The sequence below is a fragment of the Nocardiopsis coralliicola genome (genome assembly GCF_054779695.1).
Map to the genome: position 1 here is coordinate 1 of NZ_BAAGXT010000064.1, position 15,286 is coordinate 15,286.

Consider the following 15,286-nt stretch of genomic DNA (forward strand, 5'->3'; position numbering starts at 1 on the left):
GCCCGGCCCGCCGCGTCACCGGGCGGCGCCGCCACCGAGGCCGGCGTCGCCGCCCGCATCCCCGGAGGCGGCATTCGCCGCGCCGCCTGCTCCGGCCGGCGCAGGGGAGCCGCCCGTATTCAGGCCGGCGTCCGCACTGCCGGCGCCTCCGCCGCTCTCCCCGACCGCGCGAGCGCCTCCCGCCGCGCCGCCGCCGGCTCCGGGCGCGGCGGCGCGCGCCTCCAGCACCGCAGCGTGCGGCACTGCCAGCCACAGGGCCAGGCCGATGCCGACAACGCCGCCGATCAGCTTGGCCGCGATGAAGACTCCGACCATGTTCGGCTGGAAGTTGGCGGCGAACGCCAGGTGGTCGCCGAAGGTGAAGGCGGCGCAGACGGCGAAGGCCAGCGTCAGCACCTTGTCCCGAGGAGGCATCGAGCCGACCACCCGGAACAGCGCCAGCACGTTGGCTGCCCCGGCGAGCAGGCCGGCGGCGCCCTGCTCGCTCATGCCGATCCGCCGGGCCACCGCAGCCAGCGGCCGGGCGCCCCAGGTGCGGATCGCGTGCACCATCGGAAACGCCCCGGCCAGCATGACGCCGATGTAGCCGGCCACTTCCAGCGCCCGGAACTGGTCCTCGGCATCGGCGATGAAGGGGTCCAGCGGCCAGGTGCCCAGCAGGTCGAACACACCAGTGAAGTACTGCACCACCGACAGCGCCAGCGCCAGCTTGATCACCGCGTCCAGCCCGCGGCCGAAGACGATGAACGCCCGCACCATGAACCCGGTGAGGAAGCGCAGTCCCAGCGCGAGCAGCACGACCAGCACCGCCAGCGGGACGAGGTTGAGGAGGATGTCGCCGACCGGCATGTCGAACGGCCGGGTGGAGGCCGCTGCCGTCGACGCCTCCTCGCGCAGCGGCACACCGGTGGCCTGCAGCAGCAGCGCCGCCGCGAACACCGCGACCGGGATGGCCAGCAGGCCGGCCATCACCCCCAGCGCCATGTAGGGGTGGTCCTTCTCGTCCAGCATCGCCAGGCCGACCGGGATGGTGAAGATGATGGTGGACCCGGCGGTGAAGCTGACCGCGAAGGCGAGGATCCACGCGCTGTGCGATTCAGCGGTGGCGTGCGCCAGCTGGTAGCCGCCCATGTCGCCGGCGATGAGGCTGGTGGCCGCAATCGAGGGGTCGGCGTGCACGAGCGCGTACAGCGGCGCGGCGTAGGCGGTGACCAGGCCGCTGAGGATCGGCACCAGGCACATGATGCCGGCGACCGGAAGGAAGATCGGGCCGATCGCGTGGATGCCCTGGACGAACTCGCGGCCGAAACCGCGCTGGTCGTCGAAGAGCGAGCAGACCGCGCCGAGGAGGAGGAACGCCATCATCACCCAGATGACGGCCTGTCCGATGGTTTCCATTCACGACTCCCGTCGTTGCATGCGGTCCGGCGCCTCAGCCCACGAGCGCGCGGGTGTGGTCGTTGAGGAAGACCCCCTGCGGGTCGAAGGCGCGGCGGATCCCGACGAAGTCGGCGAACCCGGGGTAGAGCGCGGCGGTGCGCTCGCGGGTCAGGAAGTGGATCTTGCCCCAGTGCGCGCGGGCGTCGTAGTCGCGCAGCAGCGCGTCCACGTCCAGCAGGAACCGCCAGTAGTCGGCGCCGGGAGCGCCGGACACGGAGACGACGGTGGTGTCGCGTCCCTGGAACGGTGAGAGGAGCCCGTCGTCGCCGCGCACCCACCGCACCTCGATCGGGTAGTGCTGGTCGGTGTGGCGGGTCCGCATGAGGGTGCGCACCGCGGACACGGCGGCGAATCCGTGCTCGGCCGGGACCATGTACTCCAGCTCGTGGAAGGGGATGCCGAAGCCGCCGGGGTAGATGCGGTAGGCGCGGTCGCGGCGCGCCCCCTTCTCCGCGGACAGGTCCGCGGCCTCGTCGAGCTCGACGGCGTTGTACATCTTGGTGTAGCTGCGGTCGGTCATCGGCAGATCGGCCGGCGTCGGCAGCTCGTACAGGGCCGAGGAGTCCTCGTAGGGGCTCCAGAGGAAGGAGTAGTGGCGGTTCTCGGCGATGTCGCGCTCCCAGCGCTCCGCCGTCTCCTCCCACAGCGGGTAGGTGATGCGCTCGGCCAGGTGGTAGCGCGGCACGGCCTGCAGTTCGACTTCGAGCAGGATGCCCAGCGTGCCGAGCGCGACCTGGGCGGCGCGCAGGGTGCGCAGGTCCGACTCGCCGACCTCCACGATGTCGCCGGTGCCGGTGAGGATGCGCGCCCAGCACAGCGCGGAGGAGAAGCTGCCGAGCTCGATGCCGGACCCGTGGGTGGCGGTGGACAGTGCGCCGCCGATCGCCTGCTTGTCGATGTCGCCCTGGTTGGCCAGCGAGAGCCCGGCCTCCCACAGCGGCGGGCCGAACTCGCGGATGGCGGTCCCGCCGCGGGCGCGGACACGGCCGGTCGCGGCGTCCACGCCGGTCACGCCGGACACCTCGGCAAGGTCGAGGAGGACGCCTCCGGTCTGGACGAGGGGCGTGAAGGAGTGGCTGGCGCCGACGGCGCGCACCGGCAGGCCCTCGGCGGCGGCAAAGCCGACGACGTCCACCACTTCGGCTTCGGTGCGCGGCCGGAACGTGTGCGCGGGGGTGGCTGACTGGTTGCCGCCCCAGTTGGTCCACTGGCGGTGGTGGGCGTGGGGAACGGACGGAATGGCGGGCATGGTCGGTCTCCTTTTCCGCCCCGCACGCACTGGCGCGCCCGTTCGCAAGCGCAGAGGCGGTGGATCGGGCGGGCAGCGGAAGGGGGCGCTGCAGCGTGCCGCGGCGCCGGCTGCTCCAGCGCGCTCCGCGGGAGCGGAGCACGCCGGCTACCGCGCGCCGGCACTGCCGGTGGCTCCGGACTCCGTTGTCCGGCCGTGAATCCGTTTCCGTTAATCCTTTAGTTTTAAAGGATATGTATTGATAACGGACGGATCACCGTCCCATTGCGTGCGGCGCCGATTTCGGCACATGGCGCCCCCGCGTCACCCAGTACGCAACCGCACGCATAATCCGCGACACAGAACCCGCAGGATTTCCCCCCTTGCCGAGGGCCGGCACATATCCACTGGCCGCCAATCGCGCCGCCCCATGCGCGATTACGCACAGAATTGCACCCATCGCAACAGCGTCGAATTCTCCGCGACTCCGCCTCCCGCGGACGGCGCGGAGAACCGGCACCGCCTGGCGGATACCCGCATCGCCGCCGAGGGGGCAGCGGCGCCGGCCGGAAGGCGGAGCCGGCCGGCGCCGGGCCCAGGCCAGCAGGAGGGAAGCGGAGCCCGGCGGGCCGAACGCGCGCGGGCGCCGATACTCCGGGGCGAGCGGCAGCGATCCGGACAGGCTGTGCCGAGCAGGCCCAGCCGAAAACCCGCGGCGCGGTCGATCGGGGGGTACCGCTTCCCGCATGGAACGGGCCCTGAAGGTGCTGCACGCGGCAGGGATCGGACGGCCTGGGCTGTCCGACGCAGAAGACTGCGAGGTGGGCGCCGTCGAGCGCAAAGGCGGCCAGTCACGCTGCGAGACCCTCCGCACGCTGGGCACGGCCCCGGGCCGATCCGCAGAGCTGCGGCCGGTAGCGGCGGGCTGCGCCCCGGCCCAGAGGACGCGTGCTCCGCACCCCGCGCCGCCGAGAAGAGAGAGGCCCCCGCAGACCGGCCGCCGGCGAACCGTTCCGGGCGGCACCCACCCGGTTGCCCCGAGCGCCTCGGCCACCAGTCGGAATGCGGGCCGGAACGGGAACCTGCCGTGCTGCACACGCCGACGGGCGGCCCCGGCGAGAGCCCGCCCCCGAGCCGCGCCTTCTCGCGGTGCGCGCTGCGGGGTCTGCCGTCCCAGCAGATCGCGGGACGGCTTGCGGCCGCACCTCTGGACCGGCGTTCCGGAATTGCGCCGGCTTTACGTCGTAGATTCACTATTTGAGGTGCGGGCCCGGCCTGCAGCTCAGCGCGGCGGAACGGTGGCGACCTGCCACGGGAGGCGGGACGGGTCCGCGGACGCAACAGGGAAGCGGACCGCACGGGCGGCGTCGGGCGCAGTCAGGAACGTCCCGGGCAGCAGGCGGGCGCTGGCCGTGGCGATGATGCGGTCGCGGTCGTTGACCAGCACCGTCTCTCCGGCGCCGCCGGTTCCGGTGGCGAGCGCGGACCGGAAGGCCGACTCCAGCCGCGCCAGGCGGACGTCGGCGGCCGCCACACCGGTTCCGCCGCCGGCGCGGCACGGCACGGCGAGGGTGACCTGGCTGCGGTCGGTCCCGCCGCTGTCGACGTAGGGTCCGACGGCTGCGGCCCGCCCCTCCCCCGCCGGCACGGCGAACCAGTCCATGGCGGCGTAGTCGTAGTAGCGGATCGACTCGGGGTCGAAGACGTGCCGGGCGAACTCGGCCCGCCCGGCGTCGTCGCGCCGCCACCAGTGCAGCCAGGCCGGCGCATCGGCCAGCGCGCCGGGGGCGAAGGCCACCCCGACGCCGTCGACACCGCGGCCGATCCGGTCCAGGGCCGCGATCAGCGCGGTGTCCACCGCACCGAGGTCAGCGCGGGTGGGTGCGCGGGAGGCCAGCGTGGTTTCGGTGGCGCGGGCGGCGTCCTTCAGTGCGGCGAAGACCGCGTCGAGCCAGGCGCCGACGGTCTGCGCGGCGGCACCGCCGTCAGTGCGCGCCATCGCCTCCCCCTTCCGCGGTCGCCTCCAGGTAGGCGGCGATCACGTCGCGGATCTGGTGCTCATAGTGCTCTGCGGCGGCCTGCTCGGCGGCGCGCGCGTCGCGGCGGGCGACCGCGTCGAGCAGCACCCCGTGCTCGGCTGCGGCGGCAGCGGCGCGGTCGCCGGGGCTGCCGCCCAGCCAGCAGAACTCGGCGAGTTCGCCGTGCACCTCCAGCGTGGCCGCGGCGAGCCGTCCGGAGTGCGCGGCAGCGGCCAGCGCGACGTGGAACCGGGTGTCGAGCCGGCGCAGGTCCTGGGGCTCGCGGGCGGCGGCGAAGCTGTCCGCGTCGGCACGGGCCCGGTCGAGCTCTTCCGCCCCGGCGCGCTCGGCGGCGCGGCGTCCGACCCCGGCGGCGATGGTCGCGGCATAGTCGCCGAGTTCGCGGAGCTCTTCGCTGCTGGAGCGGGCGAGTGCGGCCGCGGCGGTGGCCGGGTCGTCAGCGGGGCGCGCGGTGACGTAGCTGCCGCCGGAGCGGCCGCGCCGGGTGGCGATGCGGCCGGTGGCGCGCAGCTGGGCCAGGGACTGCCGCAGGGTCAGCGGGGAGACACCGAACCGGTCGGCGAGGGCGCTCTCGGTGGGCAGCCGGTCCCCGGGCTCGAGTACCCCGACAGCGATGGCCCGCTCGATCTGCCGCGCCACCCGGTCGGCCCGTCCGGCCGCTCCCCCGCCGGGCATCCGCACGATCATGTCCACGGTCGCGGTCGCCACCGCTGCTTCGCGCCACCCCGCCCCCGCATCCACGCGCCGAGCCTAACAACGCGGGCGCAGGGCGGCCGCGGCCCGTCTGGCCCCCCGGCGGGCGGCGGTCACATGCCGTCGGGGCGGGCGGGCCAGGGCGGGATGAAACCGGGATAGTCGCGGGTGGGACTGAGCGGGAAGTCGGCCGGGCGCTTCTCCAGGAAGGCGGCGACCCCCTCGGCCGCGTCGGGGCCCGCGCCCAGAGCGTGGATGGCCTGCGAGTCGAGGCGGTGCGCCTCCCACGGCGACTCGGCGCCGAGCATGCCCCACAGCAGCTGGCGCGAGACGGCGACCGAGACCGCGGAGGTGTTCTCGGCGATCTCCTGCGCCACTCCGTGGGCCGCGGAGAGCAGCTCCCCGTCGGGCACGACCCGGGAGACCAGCCGCCCCTCGCGGGCCTCTGCCGCGCCGAAGACGCGCCCGGTCGCGACCCACTCCATCGCCTGCGAGATCCCGACGACCCGCGGCAGGAACCAGGTGGATGCGGCTTCCGGCACGATGCCGCGGCGCGCGAAGACGAAGCCGAACCGGGCGGACTCCGCGGCCAGGCGGATGTCCATCGGCAGGGTCATGGTCGCGCCGACGCCCACCGCGGGACCGTTGACCGCTCCGATCACCGGCTTGCGCGCGGCCGCGATGCGCAGGGCGACCGTGCCGCCGCCGTCCCTGGGCACGCCGCCGATCCGGTCGGCCTCGCGGCGCTTTTCGCCGCGGGCCGAGGCGTTGAAGGTGTCGGCGCCGGCTTCGAGGTCGGCCCCGGCGCAGAAGCCGCGCCCGGCGCCGGTGACGACCACGGCGCGGACGGCATCGTCGGCGTCGGCTTCGTCGAACGCCCGGATCAGCTCGCCGCGCATGGTTCCGGTGAAGGCGTTCAGCCGGTCGGGCCGGTTGAGGGTGATGGTGGCGACGCCGCTGGCGGCCGCATAGGTGATCTGCTCGTAGTCCGCCACGGCACTGCCCCTCTACCGGCGGATGCCGGAGAACGGATGCTCTCTTCCGACCGCCCGCCAACGTACCGCCGCCCGCAGGCGCGGCCAAGGGACGCTCGCGCGCGGAGCTGGCTGCTGCAGCCGGGAAGTCCGTAGGATCCCGGAGGTGTGACGACCTCCGAAGGCCCCGCCGAGTACCCGCAGGTCCGCTTCCGTCCGCCGGCCGGCGCCACCGAGCTGCTGCTGATCCGGCACGGCGAGTCGGCACCGGCCCGCCCCGGCCGCCCCTTCCCCCTGGTGGACGGGCAGGGCGACCCCGGTCTCTCCCCCGCCGGCCGCCAGCAGGCCGAGCGCGTCGCCGAGCGGCTCGCCGGCGAGCACTTCGACGCCGTCTACGCCACGACACTGCGGCGCACGGCCCAGACCGCCGCACCGCTCGCTGCCCGGCTCGGTCTCGCAGTCCGGGTGGAGGGCGGCCTGCGCGAGGTGCACCTCGGCGACTGGGAAGGCGGCCTCTACCGGCAGATGGTCGCCGAGCGGCACCCGACCGCGGTGCGCATGTGGACCGAGCAGCGCTGGGACGTCATCCCCGGCGCCGAACCTGCCGCTGACTTCGCCGCCCGCGTCCGCACCGCCGCCACCCGCCTGGCCGCCGCCCACCCCGGCCAGCGCCTCGCCGCCTTCACCCACGGCGGCACCATCGCCGAACTCCTCTCCCAGGCCACCGGCTCCCGCCCCTTCGCCTTCCGCGGCGCCGACAACGCCTCCCTCACCCTCCTCGTCCTCACCCCCACCCACTGGATCCTCCGCAGCTTCAACGACACCGCCCACCTCGGCCCGCCCTTCCTCAGCCACCCCTCCCCACCCACCTGACGCGCCGCGCAGCGCTCGCCTGCGCCGGCGACGAGCGCACCGGCCCGGTCAGCGGGGTGGGCGCAGGAGGGGTGGGGTGAGCAGGCGGGCGCCGCCCGCCCGGTACAGCGACGCCGGCCGTCCCGCGCCCGATGTGCTGAGTTCCCCTGTCGGCTCGACGAAGCCCTCGGTCGTGAGGACTTTGCGCCGGAAGTTGCTGGGATCGAGGGGCTCTCCCCACACGGTCTCGTAGACGTTCCGCAGCTCGCTGATGGTGAACGGTTCGGTGCAGAACACCGAGGCGATCGTCGTGTACTCGAGGCGCCCCCGCACCCGCTCGACGGCATCCCGCAGGACCCGGCCGTGGTCGAACGCCAGAGTGCGCTCGTCGGCGAGAAGCCCCGCGACGTCGGCCCAATGGGCGCCACTGGCATCAGTCCCGGCCACGGGCTCCGGCAGCCCCGGCGCCAGGGCGATGTAGGCGACGGTGACGACCCGGCCCCGGGGATCGCGGTCAGGAGATCCGTACGCGCCGAGCTGCTCTAGGTGGAACGCGCTTGCTTCGACGCCGGTCTCTTCGCGCAGCTCCCGCGCAGCAGCTGCTTCGATCGCCTCCCCTGCGCCCACGAAGCCCCCGGGCAGCGCCTCCCGCCCCGCGAAGGGCGCCTTGCCCCGCTCCACGAGCAGCACGCACAGCGCGCCCCCGCGGATCGTGAAGACCGCGAGGTCAACCGTCATCCAGACGGCGTCGACCGGGCGGTCCGGCCGCTTTCCGTGGACCACCACACCTCCTAAAGGTCACCTTGACCCAAATAGCTTCGCGACTTAAGGTCACTGTGACTCTAACTGAAGAAGCGGCGGTACAGCATGAGCATCACCGACGTAACAGCAGATCAGAGCCATGAGACCGAAACCAGCTCTCCCCTTACCCCTGCCACCCGCCACCTCTGCGCGGGAGCGATGATCGACCGGTCGTTCCGCGACCGGGTGATCCGGGTCCACAACGCCTCCCAGCAGAGAATCGCCCCTTCCTACGAGTTCGACCTCGTACCGGTCATGCGCAGCGCCTGGGCGGCGCTCTTCTTGGAGGCCGCCGGCCACACTGCCCTCTTGGCCGCGGTCACGCTGCCGGTCGCAATGGGCCGGACCTGGAGCGCGGTCCTCGTCGCCTGCGCCCTGATCGTCTGGACGGTAGTCCACGCGGAAGTGCGGCGAACGCGGAGCGTCCTCCGCAGGGCGGCGGAGGAATCCGACCGGAAGCGGATGGACACCAGGAAGCGCCGCTTCGGACGCCTGTCGGTGCTGCGGCCCGCGCCGCTCCTCGACAGGCCGATCACCGGAGTGGCGAGGCTCGTCCCGCTCCGTTTCCGCCGCTATGCCTCAGGCGGACTGGCTGTCGCGCTCTTCGTCGGCGGAAGCTATGTCCTTCGCCCAGCGGACACGGAATTCGCCGGTTCCATTGCCGCCTGCCTCGTAGCCGCGATGGCGGCATTCGGGGTAACCCGGCAGCTCCGGATCAACCGCCTCTACAAAGATTCTCCGCCCGTTCCCCGGCGTTTGACACACCGCGAGCGCTCCGTACGCGACCAGCAGGACCACCCCTGCGTGGTCTACCGCCGCACCGACCTCAGCGAAGCGGACGAAGACGACGGCCTACCGCTTTCCATTGCGCCGTTCGGAAACACTTCCCCCTTCGTCGGGGCCGGGGAGATCGTGCACCTGTGGAATCCGCCGATGACCGTCCAGATGCTGCGCCCGGACGAAGGCGGGCAGAGTACGCAGGAGCGGGAGTGGGAGAGGCCCCCCTTCCGCGCCCACGAACTCGTCGACCATCTGCGGCAGTCGATGCGCAAGCTCGATCGGGACTCCGACGATGTGCGGCTAAGGGGGATCGTCGGGGACCGCGTCTTCGTCTGCGATTCCGACGTCTCCGCCGACCGGGCCCTCCTCGATCGCGCAACTGCCGCACGGGAGATCAATCGGATCATTGACGCCCCTGGGCACACGGGGCACCACTTCCTCGAGGTCTGCGTGCCCTCCGCCGGAGGGGAACTGGTCACCACGGTCCTCCTCCGAGTGAGCCTGCAGGGCCGCACGCTCAGCCTGGATTTCGCGGCGTGCGTGCTGACCCGGACCCCGGAGCCGTTCCGAAAGTTCGACCTCTACGCCGAGCACGGTGCGTTCGCGCTTGCCATTGCGGCGCTTCGGGCAGTTCGGGATATCCCGCTGGAACTGGCACGGATCTACCGGCTGCTGAAGCTCCCTGTCGCGGCCGTCCGCTGGCTCCTTGCCCAGCAGGAGAGGACCCTGCGCCCCCGCAAAGGGGTGCAGATCGGTTCGACCACTTCGATCCGGGAGTCCTGCGCGGAGCCGTGGGGCGAGGTGCAGCTCGACAAGAACACGATCCTCCGCCACATGAAAATCGTCGAAGAGCACCTCCTCAATTCGGTGCACGACTTCCTCGAGTCGCACGGCATCGACACCGAGGCGTTCCGCAAGCGGGCCACCAACATCCTGACCGCGAGCGTCATCAACGTCGGCGGAACGAACCAGTTCACGAACTCCGCGATCGGCGCCCAGGCACAAGCCTCCAACGTCCAGGTCCAGACCGGCGGCGCACCTGCCGCAACCGCGTAGCACTCCCTCTCGGAAGCGAGAATCACGTGAATCAGGATTCGCAGCACCGGATCGACGGGATCGCCAACTTCGGCGGCACGAACACGTTCTCCAATACCGCGGTCGGGCACGGCGCCACCGTGTTCAACGGCCGCGCCCCCGGACCGAGCACCGCAGAGACCGCAGACGAAGCTCCGGCTGCACGGTGGGACATCGGAGTGGTCACCATCCTCGCGGAGGAAGCACGCGCCGTGAACGACGTCTTCGGACTGTCCCCGGCGCCCAAGAAGGCGGGACTGTTCTTTGCAGAAGGGACGGTCGACGAGGGAGGCCGGCAACTCTCTGTGGCGGCAACCCGCACCAGTGCGCAGGGGCAGCGGTCGGCGATGGCCGCCTGCGAGAACCTCCGGCGCTACTACGATCCCGCGGTGCTGATGCTCGTCGGGGTGGGCGGCGGGATCGGGCACGGCGGACGCGTGCCTGAGCTCGGTGACGTCGTCATCGGAACCCGAGTGGTCTTCTACGACCTGCGCAAGGAGACCCCTGACGGCACCGTCCACCGCGGTGAAGAGCGCGAGTCCCCCGCCGAAATGGTGCATTCGGTGAACGCGTTCTTCACAGAAAACGGCGAGCCCGCGGAATTCTTCGAGAACGGCCGCCCCGGCGAGGGCGGGTTCCGTGCGTTCTCCTCCCCGATCGGATCTGGATATGCAGTGGTGGCCGATGCGGAGAGTGAGATCCGCAGCTATCTGACGCGCTTCAACGACAAGATCCTCGCCGTGGATATGGAGGCGGGCGGCCTCAGCCAGCACTGGCAGGAGAACTCCGTCGACCCGGCGCGCAACCCCGGCTGGGTGGTGGTGCGCGGCATTTCCGACCGCGCGGACCAAGAGAAGGGCGACAGCCACCACAACATCGCCTCGCGGAATGCCGCACAGGTCGCGCGGCGCCTGCTTCCCTATCTGCGCTGAGGGCCCGCCGCCGCAGGGCGGCTCCCCGGGGGCCGCCCTGCGGCAGGAAGGTGGAAATCATGGACCCGTTCATCTCCGGCGTCGTCAGCTCGCTCGTGGCCAGTGCACTGGTACTTGCTGCTTCGCGATTGGCCGGAGTCCGCTTGCGAACCTTGCTCGCCGCACGAATCTCCCATTGGCTAGGGATCGGAGCGCTGCGCATCTATCCGCGGCAGCAGGACGCGGAGCCAGACCTCGCCCGTGATGTCCGCCGCGCCCAGTGGGTTGATGTATTCGCTGGCAGGGGCAACGCGCTCACTCGCGAACCCTTCGCCCCGTTGCAGGCAGGCGGACTGGATTCCGCCCGGATCATCCTTCCCACCGCCAACGCCCGGCCCGGCTCATGGCTGTCGCGCCGCGCGGGCGAACTGCAGGACTCCGACCCGGGGATGGCCGCCGACGTCCTGTCCGGCCAGGTCCACGCCAATGCCACCTACATCGATGCGCTCTCCCGCAGCCGCGAGAGCGTGGAACTGCGGCGATACGACCTCCCGCATCTGCTCCGCGTCGTCGCCACCGACCGCAGCGCGTACCTGACCTTCTACCAGCGCGGCAGACACGGCCGGTGCTCCCCGTGCCTCCGCGTCGCACGTCCCGGCCTGCTCTACGACGCGGCCCGCTCGCTGTTCAGCACCGTCTGGCACGTCAGCACGCCGACCGGCCTGCCGTGACGGCGCTGCACTCTGGGTGGTGCCCGGAGGGTCAGGCCCCCCGTGGGCGCCAGCGGGCGAAGCCGCCTTCGGTGTGGAGGGTTTGGGCGGTGATCCAGCGGGCGTCGTCGGTGCAGAGCCAGGTGATGAGGCGGGCGGGGTCGTCGGGGGTGCCGTAGCGGCCGGCGGGGAACATGGGGGCGACGGTGCGCCACATGTCGGGGGTGAGGTAGCCGGTGTCGACGGGGCCGGGGTTGACGGTGTTGACGCGGATGTTGCGGTCGGCGAGCTGGTCGGCGAGGGTCACGGTGACGCCGGCCAGGGCGGCCTTCGCTGCGGCGTAGGCGACTTCGCCCGGCATGGGGCCCTGGCCCTGGCCGGAGGTGAGGAAGGTGATGGCGCCGCCGGGGCGGGCCGGGTCGCGGCGGTCGGCGAAGCGCTGCGCGCACAGCAGGGCCGAGCGGGCATTGACCGCCCAGTGCAGGTCGAGCATTGCGGCGTCGAGGTCGCCGAGGGCTCCGTCGCGGTCCGACTGGGCGTGGTTGCAGACCAGGACATCGAGGTGGCCGAATTCGGCGATGGCGGCGTCGACGACGGCGGCGGGCGCATCGGGCTCGGTGAGGTCGGCGTGCAGGTCGGCGACGCGGGCGCCGGCGGCGGCCGCCGCTGCCACGCCGGAGCGGACCGCCGCGATGTCGTCGCCGCCCCAGGGCTGGTCGCGGTCGTGCGGCGCGTAGTGGTGCAGGAAGACGTCGGCACCGAGCGCGGCCAGCCGCCGCGCGGTGGCGTAGCCGATCCCCGCCCTGCGGCTCACCCCCGTCACCAGTGCCGCGCGGCCCCGGAGCGGATACGGCTCCGGTCGAAGGTCGTCGAGGTCCGTCATCCCCCCACCGTCCCGCTCCCGGACCAGCGCGGGCAAGCGGTTTCCCGCACCAGGACCGCCGCCGCGCAGGAGCCGATCAGCCGCGCACGGCCCGCCACCGCTGGCCCGGGGCGGCGCGGGAAGCGGCCGCCCCGGGGCGGGGCCGGTCCGGTCCGGTCAGGGAACGAGGCCGTTGAAGCGGTCATCCGCGAAGTCAGCCATCTCCGGCGCCTCGGGAAGCTCGCCGGCGGCGGCGAAGGCGTCGGCGAGGTCCTGCTCCGAGGCGATGATCCCGCCGTCGATCGGGCGCGGCTCGGGGGCGCGGCGCGCCGCCGCGGCCTCGGTCACCTCCACGGGAAGGCCGCTCGCGCGCGCCCAGACCCGGGCGTACTCCTCCGGGTTCTCGCCGCTCCACTGGACGGCGCGGTGGACGCGCTGAATGTAGTCCTCCAGGGCGGCCTCCCGCTCGGGGTCGTCCAGGGCTTCGGTGCTCGCGACCTGGAACGTGGCCGTATTGGCGTAGCCCTCCGCGTTGACCAGGATGCGCGCGTCGGCGGCCAGCTCGGCCTGGGCGACGTAGGGGTCCCAGACGGCCCACGCATCGACGCGGCCCTCGGAGAACGATGCCAGCGCGTCGGCCGGCTGCACGTAGGAGACGTCGGCGTCGTCGAAGGAGAGCCCTTCCGCGTCGAGCACACCGAGCAGCTGCGCGTGGGCGGAGCTGCCCTTGGCGACGGCCACCGACGCGCCCTCCAGGTCGGCCGGCTCCGTCAGCGGGGAGTCGTCGGGCACCACGATGGAGGAGGAGTCGGGGAGCACGTCGAAGGCGGCGATCATCCGCAGGTCGGATCCTGCCGCGGCGGCGAAGACCGGCGGCGCGTTGCCGACCTGGCCGACGTCGACCGCGCCGGCGTGCACGGCCTCCAGCAGCGGCGGGCCGGAGGTGAAGGTCGACCATTCGAGGGTGTAGGGCACGTCGTCGAGCTCGCCGGCGGCCTCCAGCAGCGGTTGCGCCCCGGCCAGCTGGTCGCCGACGCGGAGGACGACGTCGCCGCTGCCGCCCCCGGCCGGGCTGCAGGCCGCTGCGGCAGCCAGTACGGTGCTCGCGGCGGCGGCGGCCAGCGGTCGGCGGGCGGAATGGCGGTGCGTCATGTCCTGGTCCTGTCTGTATCCGTGCCGTGCGCGTCCGGACCGCTGGCCGCCGCGGCCGGCTCTGCCGGGGGCGTGTCCGGCTGCGGCACCCCGAGGGCGGTGAGCAGCCGCGTCCGGGCGCCGACGCTGTGCGGGTCGTCGCTGCGGCGCGGACGTTCGGCGTCCAGCCGCAGGTCGAGGGTGATGCGGCCGTCGCCGAGGACGAGGGCCCGGTCGGCGAGGAGCAGTGCCTCGTCGACGTCGTGGGTGACCAGGAGGACGGCGGGGCGGTGCCGCTGCCACAGGTCGAGCACGAGCGTGTGCACGGTGGAGCGGGTGAGCGCGTCGAGTGCGCCGAAGGGCTCGTCGAGCAGCAGCAGCCGCGGCTGGCGCACCAGGGCCCGCGCCAGTGCGGCGCGCTGGGCCTCCCCTCCGGAGAGCGTCAGCGGCCAGGCGTCGGCCCGATCGGCCAGCCCGACTTCGGCGAGCGCCGCTTCGGCTGTTGCGCGCGGCTCCTCGGCGCCGGCGCCGAGGACGACGTTGGCCCACACCTTCTTCCACGGCAGCAGGCGCGGCTGCTGGAAGGCGACCGCGACGGCGCCGTCTGCTGCCGCGGTGCCGCCGTGCTCGCCGTCCAGTCCCGCGAGGATCCGCAAGAGGGTCGACTTCCCTGATCCGCTGCGCCCGAGTAGCGCGGTGAACTCGCCGGGGGCAAGGTCGAGGTCGAGCCCGGCGAGCACCGGCTCAGCCCCGAACGCCTTGTCCAGGCCGCGGACGCGCGCCGCCGGTGCCGCGGACGCTCCGGCGCCCGGTCCTTCTGCCGCGCTCACGGCTGGATTCCGCGCCGCCATGCGAGCGCCCTCCTCTCGACGAGCCGGACCAGGGCGTCGGTCGCCAGGCCCAGCAGGCTGTAGACGACGAGGCCCAGCACGACCACGTCGGTGCGCAGGAACTCCCGCGCGGAGTTGATCATGAAGCCGAGGCCGGCGTCGGCGTTGATCTGCTCGGCCACGATCAGCGCCAGCCAGGCGGTGCCGAGGCTGAGCCGCAGCCCGACCAGGGTCCCGGGCAGAGCGCCGGGCAGCACCACGTGGCGCAGCGTCGCCACCCGGCCGAGTCCGAGGACGCGCGCCACTTCGGCGTGCCCGGCCTCGACCGAGCGGATGCCGGCGAAGGCGTTGATGTAGAGCGGGACGGCGACGGCGATGGCCACCAGCGCGATCTTCGGTGTCTCGCCGATGCCGAACCAGAGGATGAACAGCGGGATCAGGCCGAAGATCGGCACGGTCCGCAGCATCTGCATCGGCGGGTCGAGCAGGCTTTCACCCCACCGGCTGAGCCCGGCCGCGACGGCGAGGACCAGCCCCGCGGCGGCTCCGGCGGCGAATCCGGTGAGGACCCGCTGCAGCGAGGTTCCGACGGCCGGCAGCAGCGTGCCGTCGGTGAGCAGCTGCCAGCCGGTGGCGGCGACGGTTGCGGGGGCGGGCAGCAGGCGCTCGGGGATCAGGCCGAGCGACGCGCCGGCCTGCCAGATGAGCAGCAGGGCCAGCGGGCCGATCCAGCGGGGCGGCGCGCCCCGGGGGCGCCGGCGCGGGGCAGGGGCTCCCGTTCGGCCGGGATCGGCGGTGGACGGCGGCGGAGACGCCCGCTTCGACGGGTCGGGGGCGGTGGGGGCCGAGGTACTCATGGGGTGTTTCTCCGGCGGAGCGGGGCGGTTGGGGTTGACGGGGTCGGAGCCGCCGCGGCAGCCGCGGCCGGGGGGCGGGCGCACTCACGCGGTACGCCGGCGGA

14 protein-coding genes are annotated in these 15,286 nt (G+C 73.1%); 4 read left to right on the plus strand and 10 right to left on the minus strand.

Annotation, left to right across the window (positions count from 1 at the left end):
• Positions 1 to 15: 15 nt before the first annotated feature.
• The 5 genes from ACYVGT_RS26320 to ACYVGT_RS26340 all read right to left on the minus strand — a co-directional run bounded on the left by ACYVGT_RS26320 (position 16) and on the right by ACYVGT_RS26340 (position 6,395).
• Positions 16 to 1,398 carry an ethanolamine utilization protein EutH gene (locus ACYVGT_RS26320; protein WP_460863113.1) on the minus strand — a complete coding sequence of 461 codons (1,383 nt, stop codon included), beginning with the start codon at positions 1,396 to 1,398 and terminating at the stop codon, positions 16 to 18.
• A 34-nt stretch (positions 1,399 to 1,432) separates the two neighbouring features.
• On the minus strand, positions 1,433 to 2,689 hold the full coding sequence (locus ACYVGT_RS26325) for a D-arabinono-1,4-lactone oxidase (RefSeq protein WP_460863114.1): 1,257 nt from the start codon (positions 2,687 to 2,689) through the stop codon (positions 1,433 to 1,435).
• Between the two features lie 1,261 nt (positions 2,690 to 3,950).
• A complete protein-coding gene (locus ACYVGT_RS26330; RefSeq protein ID WP_460863116.1) occupies positions 3,951 to 4,667 on the minus strand; it encodes a cache domain-containing protein in 717 nt (238 codons plus the stop codon).
• Positions 4,654 to 5,448: a FadR/GntR family transcriptional regulator gene (locus ACYVGT_RS26335; RefSeq protein WP_460863118.1), complete on the minus strand. Its 795-nt coding sequence runs from the start codon at positions 5,446 to 5,448 to the stop codon at positions 4,654 to 4,656. Before ACYVGT_RS26335 ends, ACYVGT_RS26330 begins: the two co-directional genes overlap by 14 nt.
• 65 nt (positions 5,449 to 5,513) lie before the next feature.
• On the minus strand, positions 5,514 to 6,395 hold the full coding sequence (locus ACYVGT_RS26340; protein ID WP_460863120.1) for an enoyl-CoA hydratase-related protein: 882 nt from the start codon (positions 6,393 to 6,395) through the stop codon (positions 5,514 to 5,516).
• A 147-nt stretch (positions 6,396 to 6,542) separates the two neighbouring features.
• Between ACYVGT_RS26340 and ACYVGT_RS26345 the strand changes: the two genes are divergently transcribed.
• The gene (locus tag ACYVGT_RS26345; protein WP_460863121.1) at positions 6,543 to 7,247 is read left to right on the plus strand and encodes a histidine phosphatase family protein; all 705 of its coding nucleotides are present in this window, start codon (positions 6,543 to 6,545) and stop codon (positions 7,245 to 7,247) included.
• A 48-nt stretch (positions 7,248 to 7,295) separates the two neighbouring features.
• On the opposite strand, the gene ACYVGT_RS26350 is transcribed toward ACYVGT_RS26345, so the two are convergent.
• Positions 7,296 to 7,964 (minus strand): NUDIX hydrolase, encoded by a 669-nt coding sequence (locus ACYVGT_RS26350; RefSeq protein WP_460863162.1) that lies wholly within the window; start codon positions 7,962 to 7,964, stop codon positions 7,296 to 7,298.
• A 129-nt stretch (positions 7,965 to 8,093) separates the two neighbouring features.
• Between ACYVGT_RS26350 and ACYVGT_RS26355 the strand changes: the two genes are divergently transcribed.
• Genes ACYVGT_RS26355 through ACYVGT_RS26365 form a run of 3 tightly spaced genes read left to right on the plus strand, consistent with a single transcriptional unit; the run spans position 8,094 to position 11,523 of the window.
• A complete protein-coding gene (locus ACYVGT_RS26355; RefSeq protein WP_460863123.1) occupies positions 8,094 to 9,863 on the plus strand; it encodes a hypothetical protein in 1,770 nt (589 codons plus the stop codon).
• Between the two features lie 26 nt (positions 9,864 to 9,889).
• On the plus strand, positions 9,890 to 10,813 hold the full coding sequence (locus ACYVGT_RS26360) for a 5'-methylthioadenosine/S-adenosylhomocysteine nucleosidase family protein (protein WP_460863125.1): 924 nt from the start codon (positions 9,890 to 9,892) through the stop codon (positions 10,811 to 10,813).
• Positions 10,814 to 10,872: 59 nt separating this feature from the next.
• Positions 10,873 to 11,523, plus strand: a complete 651-nt coding sequence (locus tag ACYVGT_RS26365; RefSeq protein WP_460863127.1) for a hypothetical protein — start codon at positions 10,873 to 10,875, stop codon at positions 11,521 to 11,523.
• Positions 11,524 to 11,554: 31 nt separating this feature from the next.
• Here ACYVGT_RS26365 and ACYVGT_RS26370 read toward each other — a convergent pair whose 3' ends face one another.
• From ACYVGT_RS26370 to ACYVGT_RS26385, 4 genes are all read right to left on the minus strand, one after another.
• On the minus strand, positions 11,555 to 12,385 hold the full coding sequence (locus tag ACYVGT_RS26370; protein WP_460863128.1) for an SDR family oxidoreductase: 831 nt from the start codon (positions 12,383 to 12,385) through the stop codon (positions 11,555 to 11,557).
• 156 nt (positions 12,386 to 12,541) lie between these two features.
• Positions 12,542 to 13,516: an ABC transporter substrate-binding protein gene (locus ACYVGT_RS26375; RefSeq protein WP_460863130.1), complete on the minus strand. Its 975-nt coding sequence runs from the start codon at positions 13,514 to 13,516 to the stop codon at positions 12,542 to 12,544.
• The gene (locus tag ACYVGT_RS26380) at positions 13,513 to 14,346 is read right to left on the minus strand and encodes an ABC transporter ATP-binding protein (protein ID WP_460863131.1); all 834 of its coding nucleotides are present in this window, start codon (positions 14,344 to 14,346) and stop codon (positions 13,513 to 13,515) included. The genes ACYVGT_RS26375 and ACYVGT_RS26380 overlap by 4 nt, the downstream gene beginning before the upstream one ends.
• Positions 14,322 to 15,182 carry an ABC transporter permease gene (locus tag ACYVGT_RS26385; protein ID WP_460863133.1) on the minus strand — a complete coding sequence of 287 codons (861 nt, stop codon included), beginning with the start codon at positions 15,180 to 15,182 and terminating at the stop codon, positions 14,322 to 14,324. The genes ACYVGT_RS26380 and ACYVGT_RS26385 overlap by 25 nt, the downstream gene beginning before the upstream one ends.
• Positions 15,183 to 15,286: the final 104 nt, after the last annotated feature.